Raw genomic sequence first — 24,506 nt, 5'->3', positions numbered from 1 at the left:
GCTGACGCGGAGGTGGGGCGCATGCTGGACACCATGTCCTGCCTCGAACGGTTCGCCTCCGCGACCCGGCTGCACATCGACCTGTCGGTGCAGGTCATCGGCGACACCCCGCCCTGCGTCCGGGTGCGCAACCGCTTCAGCGACACGCTGGCCGAGGTCGTCACCTGCAGCCCGCAGGGCGTCTTCCTCACCTCGTGGGGCTACCGGCTCGGCACCACCGACGACATCGACGGCGCCGCGGCCCGCCTGGCCTACCTCCTCGCCGCGCTGCCCGCCTGAGCCGTCCTCACAGCAGCACGGCGCACCCTCGGCCGCGCAGCGCGTGAAGCGGCTCTGAGCCGGGGTCGTCCAGTTTGTTCCAGCGAAGGTCGAGCTTCTCCAGGCGCGGCAGGGCGGCGAGCGCGCCCGGGAGCTCGCGGAGCCGGTTGTTGCGCAGGTCCAGATGGGTGAGGCCGGTCAGCCCGCCCACCGACTCCGGCAGGCGGGTCAGCACGTTGTCCCGCACGTCCAGCACGCGCAGCCCGTCCAGGCGGCCGATCTGCTCGGGCAGCGCGGCCAGCCGGTTGCCGCGCAGATGCAGCTCACGCAGCGAGGACAGCCGGCCGAACGACGCGGGCAGGGCGGTGAGGCGGTTGCCGTACAGCCTGAGCTCCACCAGCGCGGCCAGGTCGCCGAGGCTCGCGGGCAACTCGGTCAGCCGGTTGTCGGTCAGGTTGAGGTACGCCAGCCGCCGCAGCCGCCCGAGGGACGCCGGCACCGAGGTGAACCCGTTGTCGCTGAGGTAGAGATAGTCGGTCAGGCCGTCCAGGTCGCCGATCGCGGCGGGGATGTGCTCGATGGCGTTGTGCCCGAGGTCGAGCATGCGCAGGCCGCGCAGGCGGCCGATGGCGTCGGGGATGTGGGTGAGCGCGTTCTCGGCCAGGTTGAGCGAGCGCAGGCCGGTCAGCCGCCACAGCCCTTCGGGCGTCTCGGTCAGCCGGTTGCCGCCGGCCGACAGGTGCCGCAGTCCGGCCATCCGGTCCAGGCCCGCGGGGAGCGCGGCGATGCGGTTGCCGTACAGCGACAGCGTGGACAGCCCGGTCAGGCCGAGCAGCGCCGCGGGGAAGGCGTCCAGCGCGTTGCCGTCCAGGTGGAGCTCGCGCAACGCGCCGAGCCGCCCGATCTCCTCCGGCAGGCCGGTGAGCCGGTTGCCGTCCAGCCGCAGGATCGCCAGCTCGCGCAGGCGGCCGATCTCCGGCGGGACCGCGGTGATGCGGTTCCAGGCCAGGTCGGCGCGGCGCAACCCCGGCAGGGCGTGGATCTCCTCAGGGAACCGCTCGAGTCCGGCCCCCTCGGCCGAGAACGCCTCCATCAGGGGGCGGGGAAGGCCGAGCGGGGCAGGCCGACCTCGCGGGCGGCGGCGATGCGGGCGTGCTCGAGCAGCCGGGGCCGCGAGAGCACCGACGGGTGGAGCGTGTAGCGGATGATCAGCCCGTCGAGCATGCCGTCGAGGCGCTCGGCCGCGCCGCGCGGGTCCTCACAGGAGAACTCGCCGGAGTCGACGCCCGCCTGGATCACCCGCTCGACCGCGCCGATCCACGCGGTCTCCAGTTCGAGCAGGTTGTCGCGCACGACCGTCTCGCGGAGGCCGGTGGCGAAGGCGTCGATCCACAGCAGCCAGCTCTGGTCGGTGCGCGAGCGCGGGATGTAGAACGACAGCACCTGGTCGAGCCGGTCGACGGCCGTGCCCGCGCCCTCCACCAGCTCGCGCAGCCGGGCCACCTCGCCGTCGATGGTGGCGCGGAGCATCGCGGTGATCAGGTCGTCCTTGGTGGCGAAGTGGTAGTGGATGAGGCCGCCGCTGACGTTGGTCGCCTTGGCGATGTCGGCGACGCGGGTGCTGGAGATGCCCCGTTCGAGCACCACCCGGCGCGCGGCCTCCAGCAGCTCGGCCCTGCGCTGGTCGGCCTGGTCGGCCCGGCTGCCTCGTGTTCTCTCCGCACCCCGCACGGCCCAGATCCTACTCCGCCTCTCCCCGCCCATCGGCGTGAGAAGGGCCGCGGGACGGCGCGGCAAGGCAGGTGTGTCCCCGCCGCGCCGTCCCCGGGGAGGTCATCGGCCGAGGGCCCCCTGCAGGTCCATCACGTGGTCCTGCGTCTGCTGCAGGAGCGGGCGCAGCGCCTCGGCCACGTCGTGCAGCCCGAGCTCCATGGCCTGGCCGACCCGCTGGCGGTAGCGCTCGAGCTGCGTGACCTCCAGGTCCAGGTCGAGCTGGAGGGCCTCGGCCCCGTCCGGCACGTTCGGGATCTTCGGGATCGTCACCGACGGCACCCCGCCGAGGAAGGCGATCTGCGTGGCGAGCGTCAGGGCGTGCTCCAGCTCCTGGCTCAGGTGGGCCCTGAGCTCTTCGATGATGCTCTGGTACTCGGCCCCCTTCACCGTGGCGGTGTGCTGCGTGTACTGCACGATCGAGCGGAACTCGCTCTCCAGGTCCTCGTTGAGGAGAGCGACGAAACTGTGCTGGTCCATGCGAGATCATCCCCTCGGTGAGCGGTAGTGCGGCGTCCTACCCGCGATCGCGCCGTCGATGCGGGCCGGCGCGGAAAGACGCCGGGCGAGCTCGTACCGGGACCGGGCGGCGTAGGAACGTTCCCGGCGCCCCGGCCGCCGGCATCCGGCTCCGGGCCGTTCTCAGGCGCCCGCGGTCAAGATCGCCATGGCGGCGTTGCGGCCGGGGATGCCGCTGACGCCGCCGCCCCGGCGGGCGCCCGCGCCGCACAGCAGCACGCGCTCGTGCGCCGTCTCCACTCCCCACCGGCCGGCGTCGGCGGCGTCCTCGGCGAACGGCCAGGACAGGTCCCGGTGGAAGATGTGCCCGCCGGGGAGCCCGGCCTCGGTCGCGAGGTCCACGGGGGTCTTGGCCTCGACGCAGGGGACGCCGTCGGGGCCGCGGAGCAGGCAGTCCTCCAGCGGCTCGGCCAGGACGGAGTTCACCGAGCGGAGGGTGGCCGCCAGCGCCTCCCGCCGGGAGGCGTCCGGATCGGCGCGGAAGAGCCGGGCAGGCATGTGCAGCCCGAACAGCGTCATCGTCTGCGCCCCGGACGCGCGCAGCGACGGGCCGAGGATCGAGGGATCGGTCAGCGAGTGGCAGTACACCTCGGCGGGCGGCAGGTCGGGGATCCGCCCGGCCGACGCCTGCGCGTACGCCCGGTCGAGCTGGTCGCGGGCCTCGTTGATGTGGAAGGTGCCGGCGAACGCCTCCGCCGGGTCGACGGCGCCGTCCTTCAGGCGCGGCAGCCGGGACAGCACCATGTTGACCTTGAGCTGGGCGCCCTCGGGCTCCTCGCCGGACGCCGCGCCGAGCAGCCGGGCCAGGACGGCGGGCGGGGCGTTGACGAGAACGTGCTCGCCGGTCACGGCATGCTCGGCGCCGCCTTCGTCCCGGAATGTGACCGCGGCGCGTCGCTCGCCGCCCGGACCTGCGGCGGCGGGGTCGAGCGCCACCACCTCGGCGCCGGTGCGGAGGTCGGCGCCGCCGCGGCGGGCGGCGTCGGCGAGCGCGCCGCTGACCGCGCCCATGCCGCCGACCGGCACGTTCCACTCGCCGGTCCCGTCGCCGATGACGTGGTAGAGGAAGCAGCGGTTGGCGAGCAGGCCGGACGCCGGGTCGGCGAAGGTGCCGATCAGCGCGTCGGTCAGCACGACGCCCCGCACGACCTCGTCGGCGAACCGCTCGGCCGCCGTCTCGCCGATGGGCCGCTCGAACAGCGTGGTCCACGCCTCGGCGTCCCCGACGGCCTCGCGCATGGCGGCGCGGTCGAGCAGCGGCTCCAGCAGGGTCGGGGCGACGCGGCGGGCCACCTCGGCCGTCATCCGGTAGAAACGTTCCCACTGCTCGTGGTCGGCGGCGCCGCCGGTCACGCGGGCGAAGGAGGCGGCGGTGCGGGCGGCGTCGGCGTTGTCCACCAGCAGACCGGTCGCGCCAACGGGGGTGTAGGAGGCGAAACGGCGCCGCAGCAGGGTGACGGGCAGGCCGAGGTCGGCGACGATCCGGCCGGGGAGCAGGCTGACCAGGTAGGAGTAACGGGACAGGCGGGCGTCCACGCCGGGGAAGGCCCGCGCGGACACCGCGAGCCCGCCGAGGTAGGGCTGCCGCTCCAGCACCAGCACGCGGCGGCCCGCCTTGGCCAGATAGGCGGCGGCGACCAGGCCGTTGTGCCCCCCGCCCACGATCACGGCGTCGTAATGCGACCGGTGCATGACAAACGCTCCTAACCGGGACAGTACGGTGAGACAGCACATCAGGGGAACATTTCCCCGGGAGACACCAGAGCGTACAGACGGAGAGGACCCAGAGCCAGAATGCGTACGACCGGCCTCGGCGAGACGATCATCCAGACCTCCGGCGAGGTCGCCGAGGCGCTCGCCACGGGAGTCCCCGTGGTGGCGCTCGAGACCACGATCATCTCGCACGGCCTCCCGCAGCCCCGCAACCTCCAGGTCGCGGTGGAGCTGGAGGAGCTGGTCAGGCAGGCCGGAGCCGTGCCGGCGACCATCGCCGTCCTGGACGGCGTGGCCCGGGTCGGCCTGGACGCGGGCATGCTGGAACGCGTCGCCACCGAGCCGGGCCTGCGCAAGCTCGGGTTCCGCGACCTCGCCCTGGCCGCCGCGCTCGGGGCCAGCGGCGCGACGACGGTCTCGGCCACGGCGTTCCTCGCGGCCCGGGCCGGCATCCGCGTGTTCGCCACCGGCGGCCTCGGAGGCGTGCACCGCGGCTGGACGACCGACCAGGACGAGTCCGCCGACCTGGACATGCTCGCCTCGACCCGGATCACCGTGGTCTGCGCGGGCGTGAAGTCCATCCTCGACGTGCCCGCCACCCTCCAGCGGCTGGAGACCCGCGGGGTGAGCGTCGCGGGGTACCGCACCGACGCCTTCCCCGGCTTCTACCTGCACTCCTCGGGGCTGCCGGTGGACTGGCGGCTGGAGAGCCCCGAGCAGGCCGCGGCGGTGATGCGAGCGCAGGACGGGCTCGGCGGCCCCGCGTCCGCGCTGATCGTCGCCAACCCGGTGCCGGCCGACGAGCAGCTCGACCCGGCGCTGCACGACCGGGTGCTGGCCGAGGCTCTCGCGGCGGCCGACCGCGAAGGGGTCACCGGGCAGGCGATCACCCCGTTCCTGCTCGACTTCCTGGTCCGCGGCACCGGCGGCGCCTCCCTGGAGGCGAACCTGGCCGCCGTCCGGGGCAACACCCGCCTCGCCGGCCGCATCGCCGCGGCCTGGTCCTCCGCCGCCGCCCCCGCCGTCCCCGTCCCGGCGGCGGAGGGCTGAGTGGCGGGCCTGCTCGTCATCGGGGACGCCGTCACCGACGTCGTCGCCCTGCACCGGACACCGGTGGCCACCGGCACCGACACCCCGGCCGACATCGCCGTGCGCCCGGGCGGCTCGGGCGCCAACACCGCGTCCTGGGCCGCCCATCTGGGCGCGGACGCGCGCATCCTCACCCGCGTCGGGTACGACACCGGGCAGTGGCACATCTCCGAGCTGCGCGCGGCCGGCGTACGGCCGCACGCGTCGGTGGACCCGGCGCACCCCACGGCGGTCGTGATCGCGATGGTGGACGCGAGCGGGGAACGAACCATGCTCACCAACCGGGGCGCGGGCGGGCACATCGGGCCGGCCGACTGGGACGACGCCCTGCTGGACGACGTCGGCCTGCTGCACATCTCGGGGTACACGCTGTTCGCCGAGCCGGGGCTGGACCTGGTGCGCCGCGCCGTGCGGGCGGCCCGCGGCCGGGGCGTGCCGATCAGCGTCGACCCCGCCTCGACCGGGCCGCTGCGCGCCTTCGGCCCGGACCGCTTCCTGCGCGAGACCGCCGCCGCGACGCTGATCATCCCCAACCGCGACGAGGCCCTCCTCCTGGCCGCCGGGGACGACGCACTCCCTCTCACCGCCGGAGACGGCGCCCTCGCCCTGGCCTCCAGGGACGACACCGTCGCCCGGAACGCCGGGGACGGCACCCTCGCCCTGACCGCCGGGGACGACGCCGCCGCCGGGAACGGCGAACGGGACCAGAGCGGCGGGCCCGGCGCCGTGGAGCGGGCGGCGGCGGCGCTGAGCGCGCGGTACGGCATGGCGGCGGTGAAGCTCGGCGCCGCCGGAGCGGTCCTGGCCGTCGGCGGGCGGGTCGTGCACCGCGCGGCGGCCGTCCCCGCCACCGGCGCGGCGGGGATCGTCGACTCCACGGGGGCCGGGGACGCCTTCGCCGCGGGCTTCCTGACCGCGCTGCTCGCCGGCCGCCCCGCGCCCGCCGCCCTGGATGAGGGCTGCCGGGCCGGCGCCGCCGCGGTCGCCCGGCTCGGCGGCCGTCCCCCCTCCCGTCCCCCGGCCCTCTGACCTGCCCGCCGGCGGGCGCCGTCACCGGCCCGACGGCGGTGGAGGGGCATGGCGGGCACGGGGCACGAGGGCATGGCAGGCGCGGCGAGAACGGCGGGCAGGGCGGCGGATCGGGGTGGCGATGAGGGCCGTGTGCGCCCCCGGGCGCCGCGCGAGCCGCTATGTTCTCCCTTGATGGCGCTAATTGATAGCCTCCGGCGTAAGCTGCACCATTAGCAACATGCGTCACACTCGGGAGGATGCGGTCAGCCGATGGACGCCGATTCAATGATCTGCCTGAGTGATCTCGTTCCGGCTCTGCGCTGGAGCCGGCCTCAGCAGATCGCCGAGGTGCTCGCCGACCCCCGGCTGCCCGGGGGATGGTGGGCGTCGGTCACCCTCAGCCGTGCCCTGGGCACGACCGGTGTCGAGTGGCTCTGCGACCGTCTCTCGCGGCTGGCCGTCAGCCGCTGGGACCACATGGCGCTGACGGACGTGCTGCCGGCCCTGCAGGTCCACGCCGGCGACCCGGCGCTGCCCGGCTGGCCCGAGCCCGCCCGGTCGGCCGTCAGCGGCATGGGCGGCATCCAGCGCCTGCGCCGGCTCAGCGCCGCCGACCTGCGCGTCCCCGCGGTCCCCGCCTCGCCCGAGGTGATCATCACCGCGCTGTTCCGCGAGGTCCTCGGCCGGATGCCGGCCGTCTCGCCGCAGGTGCCGCCGCCCGCCGGCGCGCCGGGCGCGACGCACCCCGCCCAGCGCACCGGCCCCCACCCGGTGCAGCCCGGCCCCGTTCCCGGACAGCCCGGCGGGCCCCAGCAGGGCGTCCCGCAGCCCGGACAGCCGGGCCTTCCCCCGCAGGGCGTCCCCGGGCAGCCCGGCCCGGCCCCGCAGGGTGTCCCCGGGCAGCCGGTCTTCTCCTCACAGCCGGGGCAGCCGGGGCAGCCTGCCGTGCCGTGCGCAGGCCATCCCACCGGGCCGCAGGGCCGGCCGGCCGGGCCGCGCCCGGGAGCGCCCGCCGGGCCCTTCCCCGGGAAGCACACCGGGCCGCACCCCACGGTGAACGGCGTGTCCCGCGCCCCGTACGCCGAACCTCCGGCGCCGCCCGCCCCCGCGACGCCTCCGCCGCCGCCGGTGTCGGACAACCCGCTGGTCCGGCTGGTGGACGCGGTGTTCCGCGAATGGACGCCCCTGGAGCGGGCCGTCGCGATAGAGCGGCTGTTCGCCGAGCAGCCGGTCAGCCTGCGCACGCTGGCCCACGAGCTGCACGTCGACCGCGACGTCCTCTCGCAGGCGCAGCGGGCCGCCGAGGAGCGGGTGCTGCAGTGGCTGCGCTCGCCGGAGTCCACGGCGGTGACCGGGCACCTGTTCCGGCTCACCGAATGGCTCGGCGTCGCCGCCACCGAGGAGCAGCTGATCGGGGCCGACCCGGCGCATCCGATCGAGGTCCCCTCGCTGGGCACGCCGCTGTGGCGGGTGCTGGTGGCGCTCATGCGCGACCGCCGCCTGCAGGACGGCTGGCTGGTCGTCGGCGACCTCGGCCGCCTGCGCGAGCGGACGGCGCAGATGCTCGGCGACAAGACCTCCGGCGAGGACGCCGTCGAGATGCTGGCCCAGGTCGGCATCCGCTCGCACTCGGCCCAGGCGTGGATCGAGGAGCTGCCCAAGGCGATGACGCGGGCGCCGGAGCCGATGGCCACCACGACCAACGGGTTCGCGCCGCTCCCCCGTCGCACTCCCGGGGCCAACGGCCACCAGATGCGCGGCGGCCTGCCCATCCCGTCGGTCGCCGACAACCTGCCCGACGCCCAGACGGCTCTGGCCGCGCTGACGGCGCTGTCCGGCCCGCCCCGGCCCCACCTGGTGCCCGAGCCGCGCGCGGCCACCCAGGCGCCGATTCCCGGTCCGGCGTCCGACCCGCGCCGCTGGCAGCGCATCGACGTGACCCCCGAGCACCTGCGCGGCGAGCCGGTGCCCGTGCCCGAGGGGTACGCCACCCAGCTCGGCATGCGCCCGGGCACGCTGCTGTCGGTCACCGGGCCCGGGGAGAACGCCGTGGTGCTGGTCTGGCGCGACCGCCAGCCGGTGTTCGACTCGCTCCAGCCGGTGCTGATGCGCCTCAACGCCCGGCCGGGCGACGCGGTGTACGTCACGGTGGAGGGTTACCGCCTGGACGCGCAGCTCACGTCCTGACCCGGCCGCCGGGCCGCCGGCGGGCCCGTGAGCGGGCCCGCCCGGGAGCGGTCGCGCGTCAGGCCGGGCGGTCGGCCTTGAGCACCTTGCGGTAGTAGGTTCCCGCGGACTCGTACTCCAGTGCCGCGTAGAACTCCGGCGCCCGCCGGGTCGCCAGCGCGATGTACCCGGCGTCGCGGGAGCGCGCCCAGGTCTCGAACTCCTCCAGCAGCGCCCGGCCGAGCCCGCGCCGGCGGAAGCCGTGCTGGGTCATGGCCTCCTCCACCCAGGCCACGTGGCCGTTGGCGAACAGGGTGAGGTGCACGAAGCCGAGCAGGTACCCGCGCACCGTGCCGCCCACCGTCACGACCAGGAGCAGGGCGTCGGGGTTCTCCAGCAGGCGGGGGAAGGCCGCGTCGAACGCCGATCGCTGGGGACGGAAGGACATGGCGAACTCGCGGGTGAGCCCGAAGATCTCCTCGATGTCCTTCTTCTCAGCCCTTCGCACCAGGAGATCATCAGAAGTCATGAAAAGGACTTTAGGGAGTCGATGGCGGGTTCGTCCATTCGGCGGCCTTCCGCGGGCCCCGTGACGCCTGGCGCGGGAGTGCCGCGGGGGACGAAGGGGCGGGCCGGAATCGAGCCCGGGGGTGCCGGGAACATCAGAACGCGCGGTCCTTGCCGGGCATGGCGTACCCGAGCTGCGCCGCCAGCTCGAGCTGGTCGAAGTAGAGCCGGTGACTGGCCACAGCGCCGTCCTCGATGGTGCACACCGAGCAGCAGCGGATGGCGATGGGACGGCCGGTCGCCTCCGCCACCTCCCCCGCCGCCATGATCAGCGGCCCTTTGTGCGTGCCGGTGACCATGAACTCCAAAATGGTGCTCTCACCCGCGGTGACCAGCAAAGAGGGGGTCACCACGGAATCGGGGAAGGCGCCGATCCAGTCGGCGTAGTAGGAGAAGATCTCGTCCAGCCCCTCGGCGATGCCTCCCGGCGCGACGGTGACCGCACGGGGCGCGTAGCACCGCGTGATCGCCTCGACGTCGTGGCTGTTGTAGGCCTCAGTCAGCCGAATCATGATTTCACTGGCCTCGGACATCGGGACGGACCTTTCTCGCGGCAGGGGCCGACGAAGGCGGCACGCGGCGGGCGCGACCGGCTCGGCGAGCCGGCCGGACGCACCCCCCGATGCCCCCATGTTGCACGATAGCGCAGGTCACAGCGCGGACACCCCCCGCAGATCAGGCCTTGACCCGCGATCTGCCCCCTACGCGGGCATGCCGAGCTGCCGGGCGATCAGCATGCGCTGCACCTCGCTGGTGCCCTCGCCGATCTCCAGGATCTTGGCGTCGCGGTAGAAGCGCCCGACCGGGAACTCGTTCATGAAGCCGTACCCTCCGAAGATCTGGGTGGCGTCGCGGGCGTTGTCCATGGCGGCGTTGGAGCTCACCAGCTTGGCGATCGCCGCCTCCTTCTTGAACGGCTCGCCCGCCAGCATCTTCTCGGCGGCGTGGTAGTAGGCCAGGCGGGCGGTGTGCGCGCGCACCTCCATGTCGGCGACCTTGAACTGGATGGCCTGGTAGCGCCCGATCTCCTGCCCGAAGGCCCGCCGCTCCTTCACATAGCGCAGGCATTCGTCGACGCAGCCCTGCGCCAGGCCCACCGACAGCGCGGCGATGGCGACGCGGCCCTCGTCCAGGGTCTGCAGGAACTGCGCGTATCCCCGGCCGCGCTCGCCGAGCAGGTTGGCCTCGGGCACCCGGCAGTCGGCGAAGGACAGCTCCCTGGTGTCGGAGGCCGACCAGCCGACCTTGGAGTACTTCTTGGACACCGTGAACCCCGGCGTGCCGGAGGGGACGATGACGGTGCTGATCTCCGGTGCCGGGCTCCCGTCGGCCCGCTCACGCCGGCCGGTGATCGCCGCCACGGCGACGAACCCGGTGATGTCGGTGCCGGAGTTGGTGATGAACGCCTTGGAGCCGTTGACCACCCATTCACCGGCGTCCAGCGCGGCGGCCGTGCGCATGCCGCCCGGCACGTCGGAGCCGCCGCCCGGCTCGGTCAGGCCGAAGGCGCCGAGCGTCTCGCCGGAGGTCAGCCGGGGCAGCCACTCCTGCTTCTGGGCGGCGGTGCCGAACCGGTAGACGGGCATGGCCCCCAGGGAGACCGCGGCCTCCAGGGTGATGGCCACCGAGGAGTCGACGCGGGCCAGCTCCTCAAGGGCCAGGCACAGGGCGAAGTAGTCGCCGCCCATGCCGCCGTACTCCTCAGGGATCGGCAGCCCGAACAGTCCCATGCGCCCCATCTGGGCGACGATGTCGTACGGGAAGGCGCAGCGCTCGTAGTAGTCGGCGATGACGGGGGCGACCACGTCCCGGGAGAACTCCTCGACGCTCTTGCGCAGCGCCTCGTACTCGTCGGTGAGCCGGTGCATGCTCTTCACTCCTGTTCTGGGGCCGGCGGCCCGGGGGGTCTCCCCGTGGCCGGCTCGGAGGGTCGCTCCGCCGGGGGTCCGGCGGCCTGGCCGGCCTCCGGCGCGCCGGCCCGCGTGGTGGCGGGCCCGGCGGCCAGGGCCTGGACGACTCGGGAGGGGCTCGGGCGGCCGAGTTGCCCGGCCAGCCACGCGCTGGTCTCCACCAGCGATGCGAGGTCGACGCCGGTCTCGACGCCGAGGCCGGACAGCATCCAGACCAGGTCCTCGGTGGCCAGGTTGCCGGTGGCGCTCTCCGCGTACGGGCAGCCGCCGATGCCGCCGGCCGAGGCGTCCACGACGCTCACCCCGGCGCGCAGCGCGGCCAGGGTGTTGGCCAGGGCCTGGCCATAGGTGTCGTGGAAGTGCACGGCGAGCCGCTCGGGGCCGACGCCGGCGTCGGCGAAGGCGCGCAGCAGGGCGCTGACGTGGCCGGGGGTGCCGACGCCGATGGTGTCGCCGAGGGACAGTTGCGTGCAGCCCAGCTCCAGCAGCCGCCGGCCGTGCCGCACGACCTGCTCGATCGGCACCGGTCCCTCCCAGGGGTCCCCGAAGCACATCGACAGGTAGGCGCGGACGTCCAGCCCGCCGGCGCGGGCGCGCTCGACCACGGGGGCGAACATCGCCATCGACTCCTCCACGCTCCGGTTGAGGTTGCGCCGGGCGAAGGACTCGGTGGCGCTGCCGAAGACGGCGATGTCGGTGACGCCGAGGGCGAGGGCGCGGTCCAGGCCGCGCTCGTTGGGCACCAGCACCGGGTAGCGGACGCCGGGCTCGCGCTGGAGGCGTCCGAGCAGCTCCTCGGCGTCGGCGAGCTGGGGCACCCACTTGGGGTGGACGAAGCTGGTGGTCTCGATGGTGGTCAGGCCGGCCCGGGCGAGCCGGGCGACGAACTCGGCCTTGGTCGCGGCCGGCAGGACGGTGTCCTCGTTCTGCAGGCCGTCCCTGGGCCCGACCTCGTAGATCGTCACCCGGGCGGGCAGTCCCTCCATGGGCGCCCGGAACGGTGCGCGCATCATGATCCCTCCTCGGCGGCCGGGGCGCCCGCCGGCTCGGCGGGCGCGGGGCGGATGACGGCGAGGACCGCGTCCATGTCGACCGGACGGCCGGCGCGCACGGCGAGTTCGGCGACGATGCCGTCGGCGGGGGCGGTGACGGTGTGCTCCATCTTCATCGCCTCGACGATCAGCAGCGGCTGCCCCTGGGTGACCTGCTCGCCGGGGACGACCTTGACCAGCAGGACGGTGCCCGGCATGGGGCTGCGCACCACCCCGTCGCCCGCGCCGCCCGGCCCGGCGCCGGCGCCGCGCTCCCCCGCCTCGTGCGGCGTGAGCGCCCAGGACCGGCCGTCGCGGCCGAGCCAGACGACGCCGCCGTCGAGGGCGCAGGCGAAGCGGGAAGTCACGCCGTCCACGGTCACCTGGACGGCGTCGCCGTCCCGCGCGAGCCGCGCGCCCACGGCCGGGCCATCCGCGACGGCGACCTCGCACCCTCGGGCGGGCAGGCCGCGCACGCGGACGGCGGCCGTCTCGCCGCGTGCCGCGAGCAGCCAGGTCGTCCAGGCGGGCTCGCCGACGCGCCAGCCGTCGGGCACCTCCCACGGGTCGTCCCCGGCGCGCCGGGCCAGCTCGTCGTGCAGCACCAGGGCGGCCGCGGCGAGCACCTCGCCCGGCGGCGCGCCGCCCGGCACGCGACCGCCGGCGACCTGGCCATCCGGAACGCTCTGCGTGCGGGAACCCGCCCAGATGGGGCTCTTCGCGGGGGAACCCGCCGAGAGGGAGCTCACCCCGACGGGTCCGCCGCCCTGGGCGGCGTCGAGGAGGGCGCCGAGCCGCTGGTCGATCAGCCCGGTGCTCAGGCGGCCCGCGGCGACGTCGGGGTCGGCGAGCAGGGCGCGCAGGAAGGCGATGTTGGTGGTGACGCCGAGAACGGTGGTCGCGCGCAGCGCCGCGTCCAGCCGCCGCAGGGCCTCTCCCCGGTCCGGCGCCCAGGCGATGATCTTGGAGAGCATCGGGTCGTAGTCGCTGCCGACGACCGTGCCGGGCCGAAGACCGGAGTCCACGCGCACGTCGGGCCGGTCGCCGGGCTCGGCCAGGGCGAGAACCGTTCCGCCGGTGGGCAGGAAGTCGCGGGCCGGGTCCTCGGCGTACACGCGGGCCTCGACGGCGTGGCCGCGCAGCCGCACCTCCTCCTGGGCGAACGGCAGCGGCTCGCCGGCGGCGACGCGCAGTTGCAGCTCCACCAGGTCCAGGCCGGTGACCAGCTCGGTGACCGGGTGCTCCACCTGCAGGCGGGTGTTCATCTCGATGAAGTAGGCCGGGTGCCCCGGCTCGTCGCCGGCGACGATGAACTCGACGGTGCCGGCGCCGACGTACCCGACCGAGCGGGCGGCGCGCACGGCGTCCTCGCCCATCCTGCGCCGGGTCTCCTCATCCAGCAGGGGGGACGGCGCCTCCTCGATGATCTTCTGGTGCCGGCGTTGCAGGCTGCACTCGCGCTCGCCGAGGTGGACCACGTTGCCGTGCGCGTCGGCGAGCACCTGGATCTCGATGTGCCGGGGCCCGGCGATGTACCGCTCGACGAGCAGCGTGGCGTCGCCGAACGCGGCGGCGGCCGTGCGGCGGGCCGATTCCAGGGCCTGCGGCAGCTCCGCGGCCGAGCGGGCGACCAGCATGCCCTTGCCGCCGCCGCCCGCCGACGGCTTGACCAGCACGGGGAAGCCGATGCGCAGGGCGGCCTCGGTCAGGTCGTCCGGCTCGGCGCCGCCCGGGACGACGGGGACCCCGGCGGCGGCCACGGTGGCCTTGGCCCTGATCTTGTCGCCCATGGCCTCGACGGCCTCGGCGGGCGGGCCGACGAAGACGACGCCATCCTCGGCGCAGCGCCGGGCGAAGGCGGTGCTCTCGGCGAGGAACCCGTAGCCGGGGTGCACCGCCTGCGCGCCGGTGCGCCCGGCCGCCGCCAGGACCTCCTCGACGGCGAGGTAGCCCGAGGGCAGGCGGACGGCGGCGTCGGCGGCGCGGACGTGCGGGGCGCCCGCGTCTGCGTCGCTGTACACCGCCACCGACCGCACGCCGAGCCGGCGCAGGGTCCGGATGACGCGCAGCGCGATCTCGCCGCGGTTGGCGACCAGAACGGTGTCGAACATCGAGGTCATGGTCACATCCGGAAGACGCCGTAGCCGATGGGGTCGAGGGGGGCGTTGGACGCCGCCGAGAGGGCCAGCCCGAGGACGGTGCGGGTGTCGGCCGGGTCGATCACGCCGTCGTCCCACAGGCGCGCGGTGGAGTAGTAGGGGTTGCCCTGCTCCTCGTACCGCTCGCGGATCGCCCGCTTGAACTCCGCCTCCTCGCCGGCGTCGCCGCCGGGCCGGACGGTCGCCAGGACGTTGGCCGCCTGTTCGCCGCCCATGACCGAGATGCGGGCGTTCGGCCACATCCACAGGAAGCGCGGCCCGTAGGCCCGGCCGGCCATCGCGTAGTTGCCGGCGCCGAAGGACCCGCCGATGACGACGGTGAACTTCGGCACCCGGGCGCAGGAGACGGCGGTGACCATCTTGGCGCCGTGCTTGGCGATGCCGCCGTGCTCGTAGGCCTTGCCGACCATGAAGCCGCTGATGTTCTGCAGGAACACCAGCGGGATGGCGCGCTGGTCGCACAGCTCGATGAAGTGGGCGCCCTTGAGCGCCGACTCGGCGAACAGGATGCCGTTGTTGGCCACGATGCCCACCGGGTGGCCGTGGACGTGCGCGAAGCCGGTGACCAGCGTGGGGCCGTACTCGGCCTTGAACTCCAGGAACCGGCTGCCGTCGACGACGCGGGCGATCACCTCGCGGACGTCGTAGGGGGTGCGGGTGTCGGCGGGCACGATGCCGTAGAGGTCACGGGGGTCGTGCGCCGGCTCCTCCGCCCGCGCCCGCTCCCACGGGGCCGGGCCGGCCGGGCGCAGGGTGGCGACGATGTCGCGGACGATGGCGAGCGCGTGGGAGTCGTCGTCGGCGAGGTGGTCGGTGACCCCGCTGACCCGGGAGTGCACCTCGCCGCCGCCGAGCTCCTCGGCGGTGACCTCCTCGCCGGTGGCGGCCTTCACCAGCGGCGGCCCGCCGAGAAAGATCGTTCCCTGGCCGCGCACGATGACGGCCTCGTCGCTCATGGCCGGAACGTACGCGCCGCCGGCGGTACAGGAGCCGAGGACGGCGGCGATCTGCGGGATGCCGCGCCGGGACATGGTCGCCTGGTTGTAGAAGATGCGCCCGAAGTGCTCGCGGTCGGGGAACACCTCGTCCTGCAGGGGCAGGAACGCGCCGCCGGAGTCGACGAGATAGACGCACGGCAGGTGGTTGTGGAGGGCGACCTCCTGGGCGCGCAGGTGCTTCTTGACGGTGATCGGGTAGTAGGTGCCGCCCTTGACGGTGGCGTCGTTGGCGACGATCACGCACTCGCGGCCGGAGACCCGTCCGACGCCAGTGATGATGCCCGCCGCCGGCGCCTCGTCTCCGTACAGGCCGGTGGCGGCGAGCGGGGACAGCTCCAGGAAGCGGGAGCCGGGGTCGAGCAGCGTGCCGACGCGGTCGCGCGGCAGCAGCTTCCCGCGCTCGACGTGCCGGGCCCGGGACCGCTCGGGACCGCCCAGGGCCGCGACGGCCAGGCGCTCGCGCAGCTCGGCGGCCAGTCGCTCGTTGACTTCCGCGTTGCGCTTGAACTCCTCGCCGCCCGGACCCGCCGTCGTCCGGAGCACAGGGGCCATGGTCGCACGCACCTCCCTGGGTTAACGTCCGCTAACACCGCCTCGGATGTTAGTCACCATTAACTGATTCGTCTACCATTGCGCTTTATGACCGCTGTGCCGAGTCCTACCCGCGTTCCGAGCCCTCGCCGCAGGGAAATCCTCGACGCGGCGGCCGCGCTCTTCGCGGCCCGGGGCTTCCACGGGGTGTCGATCGAGGAGATCGGCGGGGCGGTCGGCATCTCGGGGCCGGCGCTCTACCGCCACTTCAGCGGCAAGGAGTCGCTGCTGGCCGAGATGCTGCTGGACATCAGCGAGCGGCTGCGCACCTCGGCCGTGGAACGCGCCACCCGGGCCGCCGACGGACGAGAGGCCCTGGACGCCCTGCTCAGCGGGCAGATCGAGTTCGCGCTCGACCATCCGGCGCTGATCACCGTGCACGACCGCGAGCTCGGCAACGTCCCCGAGCCCGAGCGGCGCCGGATCCGGCGGCTGCAGCGGCTCTACGTCGAGGAGTGGGTGACGGTGCTGAGCGAGCTGTACCCCCGGGTGCCGCCGCCGCGGCTGCGCGCAGCCACGCACGCGGTGTTCGGGCTGCTGAACTCCACCCCGCACAGCGCCGGGGAACTGCCCCGCGACGCCATGGCCGCCCTCCTGCACGACATGGCCCGCGCCGCCCTGGCCGGCCTCGTTAACGGGCGCTAACTCCCACCCGGCCGGCGGTCCCGCCTCGCCGCCATACGCCCGCCCTACACGGCGCGTCGTAACCTCCCCCATGTCCGAATTAGGGCTTGTCTCGTCAACTATCTAGATATATCGTTAACGTATCTCGATAGTTGGAAGATCGGTGAGATGGACGCTTGGAACTTCGCGGGTTCCCGGAGCCTGCCCGACGGTCCGCACTTCCCGCCGCGGGTGCGGCGCGGCGACGTACGGGCCGCCCTGCTGTCCCTGCTGGGCGAGGGGGCCCGCAACGGGTACCAGATGATCCAGGAGATCCAGCACCGCAGCCAGGGAGTCTGGCGGCCGAGCCCCGGATCGGTGTACCCCGCCCTGCAGCAGCTGGAGGACGAGGGGCTGATCACCGGCGAGGAGTCCGGCGGCAGCCGCACCTACGCCCTGACCGAGGACGGACGCCGGCACCTGGACGCCCGCGCCCTCGGCGATCCCTGGTCGGAGGTGGCGCGGACGCTGCCCGAGGACATGATGGAACTGCGGATGCTGTGGGGGCGGCTCGGCGAGGCGTTCGGCCAGCTCGCCCAGGTCGCCAGCCCCCGGCAGGTGGCGGCGGCGCGCGAGCTGCTCAAGAGCACCAGGCGGTCGGTGTTCGCGATCCTCGCCGACGACGGTGACGAGGAGGAGACGGAACGATGACGACAAGCGAGGAGCCCGCCGTCGCCGTACGGGGGCTGCGCAAGAGTTACGGCGACTTCGAGGCCGTGAAGGGCGTCGACTTCGAGGTGCGGCCCGGCGAGGTGTTCGGGTTCCTCGGGCCGAACGGCGCCGGCAAGACCACCACGATCAGCATGCTGTGCACGCTGGCCCGCCCGACCGGCGGACAGGCGTCGGTGGCCGGGCACGACGTGGTCAGAGAACGCGACGAGGTCCGGCGCAACATCGGGCTGGTCTTCCAGGACCCGACGCTGGACGGCTACCTGACGGCCGAGCAGAACCTGCGCTTCCACGCCGAGCTGTACGGGGTGCCGCGCGAGGCGGTCGCCGAGCGCATCAGGCAGGTCATGGAGATGGTCGCGCTCTGGGACCGCAAGGACGCCAAGGTCAACACCTTTTCCGGCGGCATGAAGCGCCGCCTGGAGATAGCCCGCGGCCTGCTGCACTCCCCCCGGGTGCTGTTCCTGGACGAGCCGACCGTCGGGCTGGACCCACAGACCCGCTCGGCCATCTGGGGCTACATCAACCGGCTGCGGCGCACCGAGGACATCACCATCTTCATGACCACGCACTACATGGACGAGGCGGAGTACTGCGACCGCATCGCGATCATCGACCACGGCGAGATCGTCGTGGTCGACTCCCCCGAGGCGCTCAAGGCCAGCGTCGGCAAGGACCGCGTCCAGATCCACACCGCCGACGACGAGCTCGCGATCACCTCGCTCAAGGAGCGCTTCGAGCTGGACGCCGCCCTGCGGGAGGGCGTGGTGACCTTCGCCGTCGCCTCCGGCGAGGCGTTCGTGCCCCGCCTGTTCGCCGAGCTGGGCGTGCCGATCCGCTCGGTCAACGTGTCGCGGCCCTCGCTCGACGACGTCTTCATGAACTACACCGGCTCCACGATCCGCGACGCCGAGGCCGAGGGCGGCGGCGCGTCGACGTGGATGCGCGCGATGGCGAGGAGGTAACCGATGACCACAGGCGTCACCGCTCCCGGAGTGGTCCGCGTGCGCGTCCCCGGACGCAGCGTGCGGCACGACCTGCGCGCGGTCAGGATCGTCCTGCACCGCGAGATGCTGCGGTTCGTCAACGACCGCACCCGCATGGTGTCCACGCTCGTGCAGCCCGTGCTGTGGCTGTTCGTCATGGGCACCGGCCTCAGCACGCTGGTCTCGCGGGGACCGGGCGAAGGGGTCGACTTCCGCACCTTCATCTACCCCGGCGTGATCGCGATGACGGTGATCACGACGGCGATGTTCTCGGCCGGTTCCATCGTGTGGGACCGCGAGTTCGGCTTCCTGCGCGAGATGCTGGTCGCCCCGGTGAGCCGCGCGTCCATCGTGATCGGCAAGTGCCTGGGCGGCGGCATCGTGGCGACCGCGCAGGGCGTCATCATCCTGGCCCTCGCGGGCCTGGTGCACGTCCCCTACTCCCCCGCGCTGATCCTCACTTTGCTCGGCGAGATGTTCCTGGCCTCCTTCACCATCACCGCGTTCGGCGTGAGCCTGGCCGCCCGGATGAAAAATATGCAGTCCTTTTTTGGGATCATGCAAATGGCGATCATGCCGATGATCTTCTTGTCCGGCGCGATGTTCCCGCTGGCCAACCTGCCGGCGTGGCTGGCCGTGCTCACCAAGATCAACCCGCTGACCTACGCGGTCGACCCGATGCGCCACGCCGTCTTCAGCCACCTGAACGTGAGCCCCCGGGCCGTCGAGGCGCTCAACCCCGGCGTCCACTGGTTCGGCTGGCGGGTCACCACCGGCGTCGAGCTCGCGATCGTCGCGCTGATGGGCGTCGCGCTGCTCGGCGTCGCCATCGCCCAGTTCCGCCGCACGGACTGACCGCACGGACTGACCGCACGGACCGACCGCACGGACCGACCGCGCGCACTCCGGGCGGCAGGCGGGACGCGGACGGCCCGGGAGCAGGGCTCCCGGGCCGTCGTCATCTCAGATGATCGCCGTCTCCCGGCGATCGCCGTCACGGGCGATCACCGTTTCCGGCGATCGCCCCGACCGCTGGTGCTACCGCTTCACCTTCACGTAGTCGGCCTTGCTGGTCGACGACTTGGTGTCATCGCCGCCCTTGAAGACGACCTTCCAGTAGCCGGAGTGCCAGGCCTTCACCTTGGTGGAGAAGGCGCCGGCGCCGTTGGTGCCGACCGTCTTGACGTACTCCCACTTGGAGTGGTGGGCCCGCTTGAAGTACAGCGCGACCTTCGTGTGGTCATAAGCCGTCCAGTGGTCGCCGTCCCAGACCTGCAGCGTGCCCCGGTTGGTGAGGTACCTGCCGTACTTCACCGGCTCGGGCGAGGCGTTGAAGCGGACGACCCGCGTGGCGGCCGGCTTGACGACCTTGTGCACCGTGACGTGCTCGGGACGGCTGCTCGTCCCCCGAACGCCGGGGGCGCCGTCGAACGCGGCGCGGAACCAGCCCGACTCGACCGCCTCCGTGCTGATCCAGAACCGGCCGCCGCGGTCGGTCCAGTCGTGCCCGACGACCTTCCAGCGGCGGGAGCCGTCGGCCTTGAACAGCAGGTCGACCTTCTTGCCCCGGGAGCCGTCCCAGCCGCTCGCACGCTCGACCGACAGGCGCCCGCGGGCCACCAGCCGGTCACCCTCGTCGGCCGGGTCGGGGCCGATGCGGAAGTCCGAGAGGTGGGTGTGCCAGATCTGCAGGACGCGGAAGCTCTCGCTCGCCGTCCCGGTTCCGACGACGCTGGTCGCCTTGGCCGTGACGCTCCACCTGCCGGAGGCGTCCGACCGGGTGAACGTGCGGGTGCCCTGCCACTTCTGCTTGCCGTCGCTGTCGCCGACCTTCTTGGCCTCGACGTCGACGGTCGACCCGTCGGGCCGCTTCAGCGTGAAGCCGCCCGTGGTGGCCCCGTCGACCAGGAAGCTGAAGGTCACCGCCTTTCCGTCCTTGTCGTACACGACGACCGTGCTCGGGCTCACGTCCACCGAGGTCACGGTGGGCGCGGCCTGTGCCGTCGCCGAGGCCGGCGTGGACACCAGAGCGAGGGCTCCGGCGCCCAACGCCATCGTCACGACGATGGCGCGGATGCGTTGTAACACGGGGATCCGTCCTTCCCGTTGCCTTAACGCGGCTTGAGGGTGCCACGTCATTTCCTCTAGGTAGACGACCGGGAGGTGGCAGTGGTTGGTCGATCTGACAAACTGTCAGTAATGCTGGTCAAATGGACCGATCCACTCGGACACCGGACCGGTCTCGGCAAGCCACGGGACGCGACACGGTTCATGGCGACATAATCGGCCTTGTGGCCCGCGACACAGTAGAGACGCACTTCATCGAGTCGGTCGCCGCGATGGTCCCCGGAAACCGCCGCGATCCGGGCCTGCCCGTGCGGGCCGGCACGACGCTCACCGGCGCCGTGTGCCGCGACCTGTTCGAGATCCAGCTCGCCAGCCGGATGCTGGACATCGCCGCCCGCTGGCTCCGCGAGCAGGGCGAGGGCTTCTACACCATCGGCTCCGCCGGGCACGAGGGCAACGCCGCGGTCGCGGCGGCCCTGCGCGTCACCGACCCCGCGCTGCTGCACTACCGCTCCGGGGCGTTCTACCTCACCCGGTCCGCGCAGGCCGGCCGCCTGGCCGAGGAGGGGCTGCGCGACGTGCTGCTCGGGCTGACCGCCGCCGCCGAGGAGCCCATCGCCGGCGGGCGCCACAAGGTGTTCGGCCACCCCGGCCTGGCCGTCATCCCCCAGACCTCGACCATCGCCAGCCACCTGCCCCGGGCGGTCGGCGTGGCCTTCGCCATCGAACGGGCCCGCAAGCTCGGCGTCGCCGGCTCCCCCTGGCCCGCCGGGTCGGTCGCGGTGTGCAGCTTCGGCGACGCCTCCGCCAACCACGCCAGCGCCCTGACCGGGTTCAACACCGCCGCGTACTGCGCCTACCAGGGGCTGCCGCTGCCCATCCTGTTCGTCTGCGAGGACAACGGCATCGGCATCAGCGTCCGCACCCCCGGCGGCTGGGTCGAGGCGGCCGGCCACCCGCTGATCCCGCGCTTCACCGCCGACGGCTGCGACCTGCCGGACGCCTACGACGCCGCCCGGCAGGCCGTCGAGCACGTGCGCGCCCGCCGGTCGCCGGCCTTCCTGCACCTTCGCACCGTGCGCCTGATGGGGCACGCCGGCTCCGACGTCGAGTCCGCCTACCGCACGCCCCGCGAGCTCGCCGCCGACCTCGCCCGCGACCCGCTGGTCGCCACCGCGCGGCTGCTGGTGCAGGCCGGTCTGGCCACGCCCGACGACCTGGCCGCGCGCTACGAGTCGCTGCGCGAGCACGTGCTGAAGCTCGCCCTCGAATGCACCCGCCGGCCCCGGCTGAGCTCCGCGCACGAGGTGATGGAGCCGCTCGCGCCCCGCCACCCCGCCCAGGTGGCGGCCGGGGCGGCGCGGCCCGCCGCCGACCGCGGGCCCCTGTTCGGCGACGCCCCGCCCGAGCGCGAGGGCCCGCTGACGCTCGCCCAGTCCATCAACCGCACGCTCGCCGACCTGATGGCCGCCCACCCCGAGGTCATGCTGTTCGGCGAGGACATCGCCCGCAAAGGAGGGGTGTACGGGGTGACGCGGGGGCTGCTCAAGCGCTTCGGCGCGGGCCGGGTGTTCGACACCCTGCTCGACGAGCAGTCCATCCTCGGGCTGGCCCTGGGCTCGGCGACCTCCGGGCTGCTGCCCATCCCCGAGATCCAGTACCTGGCCTACCTGCACAACGCGCTGGACCAGTTGCGGGGCGAGGCGGCCACGCTGCGGTTCTTCTCCCAGGGGGCCTACCGCAACCCGATGGTCGTGCGCGTCGCCGGGTACTCCTACCAGAAGGGGTTCGGCGGCCACTTCCACAACGACAACTCCGTCGCGGCGCTGCGCGACATCCCGGGCCTGGTCGTCGCCTCGCCCGCCCGGCCGGACGACGCGGCGGCGATGCTGCGCACCTGCGTCGCCGCGGCCCTGGCCGACGGCGAGGTGTCGGTGTTCCTCGAGCCGATCGCGCTGTACAACACCCGCGACCTGATGGACGACGGCGACAACGGCTGGCTGTCGGCGTACGTCCCGCCCTCGCGGTGGGCCGAGACCCACGTGCCGATCGGGCGGGGCCGCTCCTACGGCGACGGCCGCGACCTCACTATCGTGACCTTCGGCAACGGCCTGCGCATGAGCCTGCGCGCGGCGATCCGGCTCACCGCCGAGGGGTACGGCTGCCGCGTGCTAGACCTGCGGTGGCTGTCGCCGCTGCCGGTGGAGGACCTGCTGCGCGCGGCCGACCTGACCGGCAGGGTGCTGATCGCCGACGAGACGCGCGCCTCGGGCGGGGTCTCCGAAGGGGTGCTCGCCGCGCTCGCCGACGCCGGCTACACCGGCCGGGTCGCCCGGGTGACCTCGCGCGACAGTTTCGTCCCGCTCGGCGACGCCGCCGCCCACGTGCTGCTGTCCGAGCACGACATCGAAAGCGCCGCCCGCAAGCTCCTCGGCTGACGACCGCGCCCCGGGGACATGGCGCTCCGCCGGCGGGCCGCGGCTCAGGGGTGGCGACCCAGGGTGGCGACTCAGGGGTGGCGGCCGGTGAGGGCGAGGGTGCGGGTCTGCGGGTCGGCGTCGGCGGGCACCGGCACGGGCTCGTCGAACATGCCACTGCCGGCGAGCGCGTCCTTCATCGGCAGCAGGTGCTCGTAGGCCGCGCTCATCACCCCCGGGTCCACCCGGTCGTCGGCGCCGAGGGCGCGGGCCAGGTCCCAGGCGTGAACGGCGAGGTCGGCGGTCAGCTCCATGCAGTAGTGCCGGGCGCTCACCGTCCCGTAGGACAGGTGGACGTCCCGGTCGAGCGCGCCGGGCTCGGCCAGCGCCCGCTGCGCGGCGACGGAGGCGTCGGTCCAGCGGGCCACGGGGTCCTCGCCGAGCCGGTCGCCGGCGAAGCGGTCCCCCACACCGGCCACCGTCTCCCCGGCCAGCAGCGGCGGCACCCACGACTGCTCGACCACCAGATGGTTCACCAGGTCGCGGACGGTCCACTCCGAGCACGGGGTCGGAGCCTCCCACATGTCGCCCTCGACCATCCCCACCCGGAGCCCGAACTCGTCCATCGCGATGGCGTGCAGTTCCAGCAGGCGTTCCTCCATACGCGGGGACCTACCCCGAATGCGCGGGTCGTCCCTCCCGGTCCGGCCGGATCGCGGCGCGGGCGGTCAGAGCCGGTCGCGGCGCGGGCGGTCAGAGCCAGTCGCGGCGCTTGAAGACCAGGTAGAGGGTGGCGCAGACCGCCCCCATGAGAGCGACGGCGAACGGATAGCCGTACACCCAGCCGAGCTCGGGCATATGGGTGAAGTTCATCCCGTAGATCGTGCCGACGAGGGTGGGCGCGAACAGGATGGCCGCCCAGGAGGAGATCTTCTTGACCTCTTCGCTCTGCGCGTAGCTGGCCTGGGTGACGTTCTTCATCTCTTCGTTCTGCGCCTGGCTGACCAGGGTGGAGTTCACGATGAGGATGTCCTGCAGCATCTGGCGGAAGTTGTCCACCCGCTCTACGACGGTGATGGCGTGGTCGGCCACGTCGCGCAGGTAGCGCTGCAGCTCGCCGTCGACGCCGTACTTCGGCGAGCCGGCGATGAGGTTGCTCAGCATGTCCAGCAGCGGCCGGGTCGCCCGCTGGAACTCGATGACCTCGCGCGACAGGGCGTAGATGCGCCGCGGCGCCGCCGGGTCGCCGCCGAAGACCTGCACCTCGATCTCGTCGATGTCCTTCTGCAGGCCGGCCACGACCGGCGCGTACCCGTCCACCACCGCGTCGAGGATCGCGTACAGCACCGCCTGCGGGCCCTGGCGCAACAGGTCGGGGTCGTTCTCCATCCGGCGCCGCACCTTGCTCAGGTCGGGGGCCTCGCTGTGGCGCACGGTGAGCACGAAGTCGCCGCCGACGAACACGTGCAGCTCGCCGAACTCGACCTTCTCCGGCGAGTCGAGGTACTGCGCGGCCCGCAGCACCAGGAACAGGGTGTCGCCGTACCGGTCGGCCTTGGGCCGCTGGTGGGCGACGATGGCGTCCTCGACGGCCAGCTCGTGCAGGCCGAACTCCTCGGCGGCCTTGAGGATCTCCGAGCCGGCCGGCCGGTACAGGCCGATCCACGCCATGCTGCCCGGCCGGGCGCGCAGGGCCGTCACCGCCTCGGCCAGGGACGGCGGGGTGTCCACCCGCTTGCCGTCGACGTAGATGGCGTTGTCGATGACGCTCCGCTGCGCGGCCGGAGAGTCGTTCTCCTTCGGCCGGGGATCCATCGAATGCTCCGGGGCGACCTCGTGGTCGCCTCCCCGCACGACCGGCACGCGCATCAGATCCCTCAGCCCGCGCACACGACGATCCGACATCGGACACCTCCCCTGGA

22 protein-coding genes are annotated in these 24,506 nt (G+C 73.5%); 9 read left to right on the top strand and 13 right to left on the bottom strand.

Annotated features, from left to right (window positions below; genetic code table 11):
• Window positions 1-21 precede the first annotated feature (21 nt).
• The gene (locus ABZT47_RS12075) at window positions 22-279 is read left to right on the top strand and encodes a hypothetical protein (protein ID WP_354839460.1); all 258 of its coding nucleotides are present in this window, start codon (window positions 22-24) and stop codon (window positions 277-279) included.
• A 7-nt stretch (window positions 280-286) separates the two neighbouring features.
• Here ABZT47_RS12075 and ABZT47_RS12070 read toward each other — a convergent pair whose 3' ends face one another.
• From ABZT47_RS12070 to ABZT47_RS12055, 4 genes are all read right to left on the bottom strand, one after another.
• The gene (locus tag ABZT47_RS12070; RefSeq protein ID WP_354839457.1) at window positions 287-1,351 is read right to left on the bottom strand and encodes a leucine-rich repeat domain-containing protein; all 1,065 of its coding nucleotides are present in this window, start codon (window positions 1,349-1,351) and stop codon (window positions 287-289) included.
• Window positions 1,351-1,989, bottom strand: coding sequence for a TetR/AcrR family transcriptional regulator (locus tag ABZT47_RS12065; protein WP_354839454.1), 639 nt, complete (start codon window positions 1,987-1,989; stop codon window positions 1,351-1,353). The genes ABZT47_RS12070 and ABZT47_RS12065 overlap by 1 nt, the downstream gene beginning before the upstream one ends.
• Window positions 1,990-2,091: 102 nt before the next feature.
• Complete coding sequence (locus tag ABZT47_RS12060; RefSeq protein WP_354839452.1) at window positions 2,092-2,508, bottom strand: ferritin-like domain-containing protein; 417 nt, start codon at window positions 2,506-2,508, stop codon at window positions 2,092-2,094.
• 162 nt (window positions 2,509-2,670) lie between these two features.
• Window positions 2,671-4,239: an NAD(P)/FAD-dependent oxidoreductase gene (locus tag ABZT47_RS12055; protein ID WP_354839449.1), complete on the bottom strand. Its 1,569-nt coding sequence runs from the start codon at window positions 4,237-4,239 to the stop codon at window positions 2,671-2,673.
• Window positions 4,240-4,341: 102 nt separating this feature from the next.
• On the opposite strand from ABZT47_RS12055, the gene ABZT47_RS12050 reads away from it, so the two are divergent.
• The 3 genes from ABZT47_RS12050 (at window position 4,342) to ABZT47_RS12040 (ending at window position 8,547) form a co-directional block, all read left to right on the top strand.
• Window positions 4,342-5,310 carry a pseudouridine-5'-phosphate glycosidase gene (locus ABZT47_RS12050; protein ID WP_354839447.1) on the top strand — a complete coding sequence of 323 codons (969 nt, stop codon included), beginning with the start codon at window positions 4,342-4,344 and terminating at the stop codon, window positions 5,308-5,310.
• A complete protein-coding gene (locus ABZT47_RS12045) occupies window positions 5,311-6,378 on the top strand; it encodes a PfkB family carbohydrate kinase (RefSeq protein ID WP_354839445.1) in 1,068 nt (355 codons plus the stop codon).
• Window positions 6,379-6,630: 252 nt separating this feature from the next.
• On the top strand, window positions 6,631-8,547 hold the full coding sequence (locus ABZT47_RS12040) for a hypothetical protein (RefSeq protein ID WP_354839442.1): 1,917 nt from the start codon (window positions 6,631-6,633) through the stop codon (window positions 8,545-8,547).
• Window positions 8,548-8,605: 58 nt separating this feature from the next.
• Here the strand turns inward: ABZT47_RS12040 and ABZT47_RS12035 are convergent, their stop codons facing one another.
• From ABZT47_RS12035 to ABZT47_RS12010, 6 genes are all read right to left on the bottom strand, one after another.
• Entirely contained in the window at window positions 8,606-9,055 is a 450-nt protein-coding gene (locus ABZT47_RS12035) for a GNAT family N-acetyltransferase (RefSeq protein WP_354839439.1), read from the bottom strand.
• A 133-nt stretch (window positions 9,056-9,188) separates the two neighbouring features.
• Window positions 9,189-9,605 (bottom strand): nuclear transport factor 2 family protein, encoded by a 417-nt coding sequence (locus ABZT47_RS12030; RefSeq protein WP_354839437.1) that lies wholly within the window; start codon window positions 9,603-9,605, stop codon window positions 9,189-9,191.
• 189 nt (window positions 9,606-9,794) lie between these two features.
• Window positions 9,795-10,961, bottom strand: coding sequence for an acyl-CoA dehydrogenase family protein (locus ABZT47_RS12025; RefSeq protein ID WP_354839434.1), 1,167 nt, complete (start codon window positions 10,959-10,961; stop codon window positions 9,795-9,797).
• A 5-nt stretch (window positions 10,962-10,966) separates the two neighbouring features.
• A complete protein-coding gene (locus ABZT47_RS12020; RefSeq protein ID WP_354839431.1) occupies window positions 10,967-12,016 on the bottom strand; it encodes a hydroxymethylglutaryl-CoA lyase in 1,050 nt (349 codons plus the stop codon).
• The gene (locus ABZT47_RS12015; RefSeq protein WP_354839428.1) at window positions 12,013-14,145 is read right to left on the bottom strand and encodes a biotin carboxylase N-terminal domain-containing protein; all 2,133 of its coding nucleotides are present in this window, start codon (window positions 14,143-14,145) and stop codon (window positions 12,013-12,015) included. The genes ABZT47_RS12020 and ABZT47_RS12015 overlap by 4 nt, the downstream gene beginning before the upstream one ends.
• A gap of 11 nt (window positions 14,146-14,156) precedes the next feature.
• A complete protein-coding gene (locus ABZT47_RS12010; protein ID WP_354839425.1) occupies window positions 14,157-15,743 on the bottom strand; it encodes a carboxyl transferase domain-containing protein in 1,587 nt (528 codons plus the stop codon).
• Between the two features lie 87 nt (window positions 15,744-15,830).
• Between ABZT47_RS12010 and ABZT47_RS12005 the strand changes: the two genes are divergently transcribed.
• From ABZT47_RS12005 to ABZT47_RS11990, 4 genes are all read left to right on the top strand, one after another.
• Complete coding sequence (locus ABZT47_RS12005; RefSeq protein WP_354839422.1) at window positions 15,831-16,427, top strand: TetR/AcrR family transcriptional regulator; 597 nt, start codon at window positions 15,831-15,833, stop codon at window positions 16,425-16,427.
• A gap of 147 nt (window positions 16,428-16,574) precedes the next feature.
• A complete protein-coding gene (locus ABZT47_RS12000; RefSeq protein ID WP_354839420.1) occupies window positions 16,575-17,096 on the top strand; it encodes a PadR family transcriptional regulator in 522 nt (173 codons plus the stop codon).
• A complete protein-coding gene (locus ABZT47_RS11995; RefSeq protein ID WP_354839417.1) occupies window positions 17,093-18,079 on the top strand; it encodes an ATP-binding cassette domain-containing protein in 987 nt (328 codons plus the stop codon). Before ABZT47_RS12000 ends, ABZT47_RS11995 begins: the two co-directional genes overlap by 4 nt.
• Window positions 18,080-18,082: 3 nt before the next feature.
• Window positions 18,083-18,955, top strand: coding sequence for an ABC transporter permease (locus tag ABZT47_RS11990; RefSeq protein WP_354839415.1), 873 nt, complete (start codon window positions 18,083-18,085; stop codon window positions 18,953-18,955).
• 183 nt (window positions 18,956-19,138) lie between these two features.
• Here the strand turns inward: ABZT47_RS11990 and ABZT47_RS11985 are convergent, their stop codons facing one another.
• Entirely contained in the window at window positions 19,139-20,188 is a 1,050-nt protein-coding gene (locus ABZT47_RS11985; RefSeq protein WP_354839412.1) for a hypothetical protein, read from the bottom strand.
• Between the two features lie 203 nt (window positions 20,189-20,391).
• On the opposite strand from ABZT47_RS11985, the gene ABZT47_RS11980 reads away from it, so the two are divergent.
• Window positions 20,392-22,605 carry a thiamine pyrophosphate-dependent enzyme gene (locus ABZT47_RS11980; RefSeq protein WP_354839409.1) on the top strand — a complete coding sequence of 738 codons (2,214 nt, stop codon included), beginning with the start codon at window positions 20,392-20,394 and terminating at the stop codon, window positions 22,603-22,605.
• Window positions 22,606-22,676: 71 nt separating this feature from the next.
• Here the strand turns inward: ABZT47_RS11980 and ABZT47_RS11975 are convergent, their stop codons facing one another.
• Both ABZT47_RS11975 and ABZT47_RS11970 read right to left on the bottom strand, forming a co-directional pair.
• Window positions 22,677-23,246, bottom strand: a complete 570-nt coding sequence (locus ABZT47_RS11975) for a TIGR03086 family metal-binding protein (RefSeq protein ID WP_354839407.1) — start codon at window positions 23,244-23,246, stop codon at window positions 22,677-22,679.
• 91 nt (window positions 23,247-23,337) lie between these two features.
• Window positions 23,338-24,489 (bottom strand): magnesium and cobalt transport protein CorA, encoded by a 1,152-nt coding sequence (locus tag ABZT47_RS11970; RefSeq protein ID WP_354839405.1) that lies wholly within the window; start codon window positions 24,487-24,489, stop codon window positions 23,338-23,340.
• Window positions 24,490-24,506: the final 17 nt, after the last annotated feature.

It is taken from the genome of Sphaerisporangium sp. NPDC005289 (assembly GCF_040607455.1).
GTDB classification, from domain to species: domain Bacteria; phylum Actinomycetota; class Actinomycetes; order Streptosporangiales; family Streptosporangiaceae; genus Sphaerisporangium; species Sphaerisporangium rhizosphaerae.
The sequence above is the reverse complement of the archived record's forward strand: the minus strand, read 5'-3'. Positions and strand labels throughout refer to the sequence as shown.

Excerpts from the sequence above, each read along its gene's own strand:
- ABZT47_RS12020 (WP_354839431.1), bottom strand. The coding sequence starts at position 12,016 with ATGATGCGCGCACCGTTCCGGGCGCCCATGGAGGGACTGCCCGCCCGG.
- ABZT47_RS11975 (WP_354839407.1), bottom strand. The coding sequence starts at position 23,246 with ATGGAGGAACGCCTGCTGGAACTGCACGCCATCGCGATGGACGAGTTC.
- ABZT47_RS12060 (WP_354839452.1), bottom strand. The coding sequence starts at position 2,508 with ATGGACCAGCACAGTTTCGTCGCTCTCCTCAACGAGGACCTGGAGAGC.
- ABZT47_RS11990 (WP_354839415.1), top strand. The coding sequence starts at position 18,083 with ATGACCACAGGCGTCACCGCTCCCGGAGTGGTCCGCGTGCGCGTCCCC.
- ABZT47_RS12040 (WP_354839442.1), top strand. The coding sequence starts at position 6,631 with ATGGACGCCGATTCAATGATCTGCCTGAGTGATCTCGTTCCGGCTCTG.
- ABZT47_RS12075 (WP_354839460.1), top strand. The coding sequence starts at position 22 with ATGCTGGACACCATGTCCTGCCTCGAACGGTTCGCCTCCGCGACCCGG.
- ABZT47_RS12050 (WP_354839447.1), top strand. The coding sequence starts at position 4,342 with ATGCGTACGACCGGCCTCGGCGAGACGATCATCCAGACCTCCGGCGAG.
- ABZT47_RS12010 (WP_354839425.1), bottom strand. The coding sequence starts at position 15,743 with ATGGCCCCTGTGCTCCGGACGACGGCGGGTCCGGGCGGCGAGGAGTTC.
- ABZT47_RS11995 (WP_354839417.1), top strand. The coding sequence starts at position 17,093 with ATGACGACAAGCGAGGAGCCCGCCGTCGCCGTACGGGGGCTGCGCAAG.
- ABZT47_RS12070 (WP_354839457.1), bottom strand. The coding sequence starts at position 1,351 with ATGGAGGCGTTCTCGGCCGAGGGGGCCGGACTCGAGCGGTTCCCTGAG.
- ABZT47_RS12025 (WP_354839434.1), bottom strand. The coding sequence starts at position 10,961 with ATGCACCGGCTCACCGACGAGTACGAGGCGCTGCGCAAGAGCGTCGAG.
- ABZT47_RS12015 (WP_354839428.1), bottom strand. The coding sequence starts at position 14,145 with ATGTTCGACACCGTTCTGGTCGCCAACCGCGGCGAGATCGCGCTGCGC.
- ABZT47_RS11970 (WP_354839405.1), bottom strand. The coding sequence starts at position 24,489 with ATGTCGGATCGTCGTGTGCGCGGGCTGAGGGATCTGATGCGCGTGCCG.
- ABZT47_RS12005 (WP_354839422.1), top strand. The coding sequence starts at position 15,831 with ATGACCGCTGTGCCGAGTCCTACCCGCGTTCCGAGCCCTCGCCGCAGG.
- ABZT47_RS12035 (WP_354839439.1), bottom strand. The coding sequence starts at position 9,055 with ATGACTTCTGATGATCTCCTGGTGCGAAGGGCTGAGAAGAAGGACATC.
- ABZT47_RS12055 (WP_354839449.1), bottom strand. The coding sequence starts at position 4,239 with ATGCACCGGTCGCATTACGACGCCGTGATCGTGGGCGGGGGGCACAAC.
- ABZT47_RS12030 (WP_354839437.1), bottom strand. The coding sequence starts at position 9,605 with ATGATTCGGCTGACTGAGGCCTACAACAGCCACGACGTCGAGGCGATC.
- ABZT47_RS12000 (WP_354839420.1), top strand. The coding sequence starts at position 16,575 with ATGGACGCTTGGAACTTCGCGGGTTCCCGGAGCCTGCCCGACGGTCCG.